Annotated in this window: 4 protein-coding genes; 1 reads left to right on the top strand and 3 read right to left on the bottom strand. The window is 62.2% G+C overall.

Annotated features, from left to right (window positions below; genetic code table 11):
* Nucleotides 1–559 precede the first annotated feature (559 nt).
* Nucleotides 560–2,716, top strand: coding sequence for a M48 family metallopeptidase (locus H9I52_RS21370; protein WP_187455547.1), 2,157 nt, complete (start codon nt 560–562; stop codon nt 2,714–2,716).
* A gap of 120 nt (nt 2,717–2,836) precedes the next feature.
* Here the strand turns inward: H9I52_RS21370 and H9I52_RS21375 are convergent, their stop codons facing one another.
* The 3 genes from H9I52_RS21375 to H9I52_RS21385 form a co-directional block, all read right to left on the bottom strand.
* Entirely contained in the window at nt 2,837–3,058 is a 222-nt protein-coding gene (locus tag H9I52_RS21375) for a hypothetical protein (RefSeq protein WP_187455548.1), read from the bottom strand.
* Between the two features lie 309 nt (nt 3,059–3,367).
* Nucleotides 3,368–5,947 carry a hypothetical protein gene (locus tag H9I52_RS21380; RefSeq protein ID WP_187455549.1) on the bottom strand — a complete coding sequence of 860 codons (2,580 nt, stop codon included), beginning with the start codon at nt 5,945–5,947 and terminating at the stop codon, nt 3,368–3,370.
* A gap of 407 nt (nt 5,948–6,354) precedes the next feature.
* A complete protein-coding gene (locus H9I52_RS21385; protein WP_187455550.1) occupies nt 6,355–7,257 on the bottom strand; it encodes a DUF4394 domain-containing protein in 903 nt (300 codons plus the stop codon).
* Nucleotides 7,258–7,936 lie beyond the last annotated feature (679 nt).

The following is a 7,936-nucleotide window of genomic DNA, read 5'->3' on the forward strand; positions in this document are numbered from 1 at the left end:
GAAAGCTTCAGGGTGGCAGGTCCGCAAGTTATTGCACCCAGCGTCACTTGGCTCTGTATAGTAGGTTGGTAATCCAAATAACGGCTGCTCCGTAAGGGTGTAAACAGCCGAGAGCGGAAAATCGCCCGTTTTTGGGACATCTCAACGCTTGTGTTGACTCACACGCTTCTCCGGGCGAGTCAACGAACTCCCCGCGGGAGCAGGAAGCGCCGCGCGTACACCAGGCCGAGCCCCGCGACCCCAACCTTTGGGTTGGGGTTGTTTGAGCAGGTTAGGGCCGCTGATGTGGAGAAGGTGGAATCTTTTTTAGCCCGGGAGGGGCCCGTGCTCCACGAAATAAGCCCTTTGGCTGCGCTGGGACTGCTGAACTAGCCCAATTACAAGTTATTCATGAACGGCGTTCCTTTTTGGCGGCATCACCCGCCTTTTTCGTTAACAAGAAAAGCCTGCCAACATTGATTATATACAGAATCGGTTATATATTTTGGTAGTTGGCTCCCGGCGGTTGTAGCTCGTTTCAACGCGTTAGGTTTCTATCGGCCGTTATGCTTTTGTAAGAATGGCAACTGCTTATTATCCTACTAGTCCGGCGCAAGTCCCTGCAAATTTCCATAAGCCTTCTTTCGGCTACGGCCTCATGGTAGGCGCGACCTTGCTGAGCATCTTGCTTTTCGTGGCTTTGTACCTGGTTCTGCTCATGGGGGCTGGTTGCTTGCTGTGGTGGGTAGCCACGCATTACTTCGACCATTATGGCCTCTGGCTTCTTTTCCTGCATTTGGGAGCGGTAGCAGCGGCGGGGATGCTGGTTGTGTTTTTGCTGAAATTCCTTTTCAAAGGCCGTCAGACCAGCCGCGAAAATTGGCTACGGCTGGTACCCGAGGCACACCCCCGGCTCCTGGGCTTCCTTGAGCAGCTTTGTGCGGAAACCGGAGTCGCCTTGCCCCGTGCTATCTACCTGTCGCCGGAAGTTAACGCGGCCGTGTTCTATGAACGCCCCTTGCTGAGCTTGGTCTGGCCCGTGCGCAAGAGCCTGCTTATCGGCGCGGGCTTGGTCAATGCCCTGACGCTGTCGGAGTTCAAGGCCGTGCTGGCCCACGAGTTCGGCCACTTTGCGCAGCGCAGTATGCGGCTTCACAGCTACGTCTATTCGGCCAACCTAGTGCTGCACGACATCGTCTTCCGGCGCGATAAGTGGGACGAGGTGGTGGCCAACTGGCGCGGGCCGGACATTTGGGGCTCGGCCGCAGCGTGGGTGCTGACGGCTTTGGTATGGCTCGTGCGCCAGGTGTTGGAAGTCGCCTATCGGGGTGTGAACCTCGTCTACGCGCGCTTGGCACGGGAGATGGAATTTCAGGCAGATCGCGTGGCGGTGCGGGTCGCCGGCTCCTCGGCCATCATCGACGCGCTTTATCAAATAAACCGCGCTTCTGCTGCCTACCACGTAGCGCTGGGCCACTTGGCTACGGCCCTGGAGCATGGCTTGGCTACCGACGATGTCTACTACCACCAAGCCCTCCGCCTGGCTGAAGCGCCGGCGGCGCCGGCGGCCTTCCGCAGTGCGGCGGCCCACGCGTCTTCCAATGCGTTTTTGTTCGCGGCGGAGGAAGTGACGCTCAAAGCAGACATGTACGCGAGCCATCCGACCGGTTTGCAGCGGGAGCAGCACGCCCGCTCGCCCTTTGTACCCGCCGCTTCCGACGCCCGCTCGCCTTGGCTGCTGTTTACCCAACCCGGCGAAGTGCGCCGGCTCGTGACGGCCAAGCTCTACCGTCACTCCATCGCGGATGCGGAGGACCGCCAAGCCCAACCAGCCAGGGAGGTAGAAGCCTTTTTGTCGGCCGAAACAGAGGAGCTGACGTACGATCCGTGCTACGCCGAAACGTACGATACGCGCCTGATTACAGCCGTAGCGGTGGAGGCGCTCGACGCTTTGGCCGCGGAGCTGCCGACCGGCCCGGCGTTGCTCGCTCTGCGGGCGGAACTCTATGGCCCGGAGCTGCACCGGCAAATGGCGCAAGTCAAAGAGCGCCAAAAGGCGTTGCAAAGGTTGCATCTGTTTGCCAGCCAGCAAGTGCGCGACGCCACGTTTGAGGTGGCTGGCGTACCCTTTCCGGCTCGCCATGCCGCCGGCGTTATCAAGCAGATTGAACAAGAGGGCCAGGCCAGCGCGCGCTGGTTGGAAGAGTTTGACCGCCGCGCTGCGGCCCTGCACTGGCGCCTGCTGGGGTGCCTGCCCGAGCGACAGCCCGGCTGGCGTAGCCGCTATGCGCTGCAAATGCACCTGCGTCTGGGCCTCGCGCTAACGCAAGCCTCGTTGCGGAGCCTGCACCAGCTACTACCGGAAATTATCGGTCGTCCGCTTAATGAAAGCCAGTGCCGGGCTTATCTTACGCAGTTGGCCCAGCTGCAGCAGCAAATGGTGGTCTTGTTGTTAACGAGCAAAAAGTCTGCGCTGCTTCCCCTGCGGCACCTGGAGGGATTCGCAACCGTCGGTGACTACCTGCTACAGGCCACTTCGCTTCCTAGTAGTGCCGTTCTATCGGCTGCTTGGATTACCGGTTTTGTCAGCCTGCTCGACACCGTGCAGGACCGCTACCGCCGGCTTTATTTCAAGAACCTGGGGGCGCTGTTGCGCCTGCAAGAGAAAGCCGCCGCCGAATATGCTTTGACGATTGCCCCTCCAGAAAGAGCCGACAGCGAAGCCGCTACGGTTTAACGTGAGGTGGTCTAGGTACGCTGGACCGTGTAGGGTACTAAGTGGAAGAAGCTGTTGGGGAGTAGAATACGGAGTGTGGTAGCCGATGCTGGAAGGCCGGCGCTCGCGGTAGTAGTCAAACTAATTGGCGATGCTGCCCTTCGCGTCGGCTAAATCGGTAAAAACGGGCCGCTCGCGGACTTCGAGGGCCTCTGTTTTCAGGCGGGACCACAGCCTTTCGGCTTGGGCGTTGCCGTCGCCCTCGCCGCGTCGGCTCTGCGAACGCACGGCCTGGTGGTCGTGCAGCCGTTGCCGATAAGCGTTGCCGCCGTATTGCCCGCCGCGGTCGGAGTGGACGAGCAAGCCCGGCGTGGGCGGTTGGGACTAAAATGCCCGTTGTAGGGGTTGCGTTAGTAACTAGACCAAGAATTACGATAAGGCCATAAGCAACTGTTTTACAAGTGCTTGCTGGAAAACATCGTTTTGTAAAAGCAACTGCTTTGCTGCTTCATTAACTAGCCCAATACGGTTCTAAGCACCTGTTTCTTACCCTTCTGCGAGCTAATTTATCTTATCTAAAAGCCTAACGTAATTCTTGGTCTAGTTACTAACGCAACCCCAGTTACCACCCTGGGTTCGCAAAGCATTTGTACGCGGATGGTTGCAGTGCTTCTAGTGTGCTTCTAATACCCAGCAGCCTTGCTGCTTCCGCACCACCGCCACATGACACAGAATGTGGGTATGATGGTCCAGCTCGTAGAAGAAGAAGCCCGTGTCGCGGGCCGTGTTAAAGCCCACCCGCGAGAGCTGCAGGCCCAGTTGCAGGCCCCAACTGCTTGGCGGGTCGGGGTATTGCCGAAAGGGTTCGTAGCGCCAATAAGAGGTGTAGCGCCAGGTATCGTGCACAGATGCAAATGCGCGGGTGACCAGGGCCGCAAAATCGGGCGTTTGGGTCAGTTCCTGCAGAAACCGGGTGCGTTCAGGCAGCGTGGGCTCCGTCAGCATAAAGCCGTATTCGGCGGCGCAGTCTGGCAACGAGCGCAACGTGGGCGCCAGATTCAGAACTCCCGGCGGCGCGTACGCGTCCGGTTGCTCGGCTAGGTAGGCCTCGTAATAGGCCCATTTGTCGGCTGCTTGGGCAAATGGCCCGTCGGGCGGTGGGATCACGGGCCGGCCGTCTTCGTACTGCGCGTGGCCGGCCGAAGCCAGGTACTCCTGCCGCAACAGGGGCCCCAGCACCTGCTGGTAGACCCGGTCTTCTTCGGCACAGTAGGCCGGCGAGGGCACTTTCCCTTCGTCGGCTGGCGTGGGCGCTTCGCCTGGGTGCCCCGGCGCGCGCGTTGCCGCCGGGGCACCGGTCAGGACCGCGACGAGTTCGCCCAGGCACTGGAGTGCCTCGGGCCCGTAGCCGTGGGCCATCAGCGCGTCGTACACGGCGTTGGAGCCCTCCAATTCACGTTGAAACAGCGGGTCTTCCAAGGCCGTCCCTTCGGGGTCCAGTACGCACTCGGCCCACATGGAAAGCCCTACGCGCGCCTCGCCGTTGCGGATGAACATCGCGATCAGGGTTCTGATCGCCTGTTGGTAGTGGCTGAGCCAGCGCGGCAGGGCCTGTTCCAGGCTGCGGCGCACGGACTTTTCCGGCAGCGGCTGTTGCTGGCTCAGCGCGTAGCACAGCCGCAGGGCCAGGCGCAGCCGCTTCAGCGCCCGCCACGCGCCCGTCCAGAGCTGGTTGGTCACCCGGCCTTGGGCGTACCACGCCCCGGCCGCTTCGCAGAAGGCCTCGGCCGCCAAGCGAGCGGAGCCGGCGTAATGGGCGTAGTTCCACACCGTCCACTCGTCTAACACGGTCTCCGGCCCGAGGCGGCTCCAGCCAAAGCGCTGTTCCTGCACGTACACGCGCGCTAGCCACGCCTCCGCCTCGGCGGGCTCGGCCGGGCACGGCAGCAGCTGCAGCGCGATCTGGGCTTCCTGCGCGAACTGCAAGGAGCGCACCACCTGCCCCTGCGCGTCGGCCAGGCGCGCCAGCTCGTCCAGCCCGTCCATCAGGGCCGCCACCCATGCGCCGCGCTCCGCCGGCGGATCGACGGGCCCCGGCGGCAGTCGGTCGAGCATGGCCCGCAGAAACCGAAACGCCGCGTGCTGCGCGTAAATGGCTTCCAGGTGTCCGGCCCGGGCGTAGACCTCCGCCAACAGGCCCAGCGGCGGGGCCAGCGCGGGCGGTTGGCTGGCCAAGCGCGCGCGCAGCTGCTGCTGGGGGCGGTAGCTGCCCAGCAGCTTGGGAATAACCCCGCCCCACTCCGGGTCGAAGAGCTCGCCGCGGGCCAGAGCGCCCAGGATCTGGGCCACCGGCCGCGCGGGCTCGCAGGCCGCTACCTGCGTCAACCACGCCGTCAGGTTCAGCTGGGCGGCAAACACAACGAGCGTGGCTTGCAACAGCTCGGCGTCGGTGGGCGGCGCGGCCGGAACGGCCGGCGCGGCAAACGCCAGACGCCGTGCGGAAGCGTCCAACCGGAGGGCGACGCCGTAGGCCTGCAACACCCGGCTCAGGTCCAGGAACTGGGGCCGGGGCTTGGGCGCCACGGGCACCGGCACGGGCAGCAGGTGGGCCAGCAGGCTGTGCGTAAAGCCGGGATACGCCGGTTCGAGCACCTGGTAGGCGCGGCGGGCGTAGCCGGCCAGCAGGGCCCGGAACGGCTCCCCGGTCAAACCGGCAAATTGCCCGGCCGCTTTCGCGGGGGCGAAGGCGTCCAGTTCTACGTGGTCGGGGGTGCAAATCACCCATTCTCCGGTGCGGGCGTTCAACACGATATCGCCGGTAAAGCCCGGCAGAAACAGCGCCCCGGCTGCATTGAGTTTGGCCAGCAGCTCCCCCAGCGGGAACAGGGCGTCCAGGGCGTCGGGGATGTCGAGTTCGCCCAGGCCGGGGCGCGGGGCAACGGTGGGCTGGGGTTCGGTGGGCTGTGCGGTTGCTTCGGCTTCCGGTGCGGGTCGGTAGAGGCGGGCGGCATGCGGGTAGTAGTTTTCGCTCAACAGGTACTCGATCTCCTGCCCCTCGACTTCGGGGCATGCAATGAAGGTTACCTGCCGACCGTCCGCTGTCCCGTCGCCCGAGACCTGCGGCACCGTGACCACCACCAGCGCCACGCGGCCGCCCCAAGGAGCATCATCTATTTCCAGGATCCTGTCCCCGGGCCGGAGCTGGCATACCTCCTCAAATGCCAGCCATTGCCCTGCCCATCCCCGCGCCATCGTTTCGCCCTCTTTTTAAATGTAAACGCTATTTGCCTTGGAACGCAGCCCGTAAGCCGCAGTAATCCAATCTACTGATTCCAGCGAAAATTTCTACGGCTAGCGCTAGCGCACCTTTTAACAGGAAGGGCTAACGGTCACGGAACCATAACACGGTAGCCGGCAGATGAACACAGGCCAAGAAGATTTTCGAGCTCGAAGCGTGTGGAACAAGCTCGTACACCCTCTTCGCACGTAAGACGGAATCGTTAGGCGCAGGGAAGGCCACGTTGTCCCGACCAACCGCGGCACTTGTAAGCGGCGCTCTCTCTACCACACCTAAGCAGAATCGCTGGGCAAGCAGTAGGGCAAACGGCCCGCCATCACCAATTGAAAGTGGGCGCTTTGGAGTGGAAGGCCATCCAGGCTCAAAAGCCCGGTCCCACGGCCACGGCAATGATCTCGGTAGGTTCACTAGGAGGCCAGGTGAGCAGACGGGCGAAACTCAGCGTGCCCGTCTGCAGGTTGACCGTGCTCACCACGTAATCGGACAAGCCGGAAAACCTACTGATCGCGTAGGCCCTGTTGCTGGTGCCCCCAATGTCCATGGCGTACACCTGGTTCGGGATACTCGAAGTGGTGGGCGGCAGGGGTAAGCCGCTAAAATCCAGCGGGTCAATCGGCGTGAGCAGGCCCGTAGCCGGCGCGTCCAACCGGTAGAGCGTATTCCCTGTGCTTTCCCCGCCCACCGCATACAAGGTGGTGGAAGTCGCGTCCGCCCAGCTGTTGCTGTAGGCCACCGCGGAAAGTCGCACGCTGCTGGGCTCGACGCGCCCTTCTTCGACGAAGGTGCCGTCGTCAGGGTGGACCAGCAGGTTCTGGCCCGTGCCGGTAACGACGCGAATGCGGTCCGCGCTGGGGTTGAAGTCAAAGCCGGCTACGGTACCGGCCAGCGCGGGGCTGAACGCGCCGGACCCCAGCGCGTGGGCCGCCCCCGTCGTCGGGTTGAGCAGGTACAGGCGGCTGGTGCTGCCCAGCCCGTAGAGTTGCCCCGTGGCCGGCCGGAAGTCCAAGGCCAAGAGCCGCTCGCCGCTTTGCAGGCCCGTGAGGGCCACGGAGGCCGTGCGCGTGTTTGGTGCTTGCGTGGAGTAGGCGTCGAGCGTGCCCGCCCGCGACACGGCGAAGAAGGAGATGGCTTGCCCCAGGGTGGGGTAGGCGGGCGTCGGGGCGGGCGCGGGAAAAACCTGCTCGAGCAGGTCCTGGCACCCGCTGAGGGAAGCCAGCAGCAGGAGGGCCGCCCCCCGCCAGGTGCGGGAAGGAAAAGGTAGCATACGAGTAAGAAAATAGGAGACAAAGTATACGGATCGGGATAGGGCTTATCGCATACTGTAAGTACAGGTTTTTGGTTGATTTACAAGTACTTGCGCCGGATTTTATAGAGGGCGCCTACCGCTCAACGGGTCACCCCGAAAGCGTGGACAGGGCCGGAACCTGCGCCGCTTCCAGCGTCAGTTCCACGGCTCTCCGACGCGCTGGCTAGGCGGGATCGGGGAGCCCCGAATGCCTTGCCTTTGCCGCGGCGGGCACCGGGCCCCAGAGGCCACCGAACCCGTGCACACGGCATGGGTCTGGTCTGTCGCAGAATACATCCGTTTTCCTGCGACAGACCAGACCCATGTGTCGTCCTGAAAAAGATTGACCGCTGTCCGATCCTGGAAAGTTAGTCGCTGCTTGAAAAGTGAAGCGGCGTTACCTTCGTCGGTAAGTCTTTCGCCGCCCGCCTCAAGTCGGTGCGCCTCAATCTGATCATGCTGCTGGCTACCCTTCGCAAAATAGTGCGCATCCTCAAACGCCAATAGTGATACTAACATTAAGTGTGTTAGTTAGGTATTCTTTAAGTGATAAAGATGTGATGTGCCTCTATTGCTTACCACAAAATTCATTTTAAATGTAACGCGTGCTAATTCGCATTAATGCGAATTAGCACGCGTTACATTTAAAATGAATTTT

The sequence above is a fragment of the Hymenobacter sp. BT491 genome, assembly GCF_014349165.1.
GTDB classification, from domain to species: Bacteria; Bacteroidota; Bacteroidia; order Cytophagales; family Hymenobacteraceae; genus Hymenobacter; species Hymenobacter jejuensis.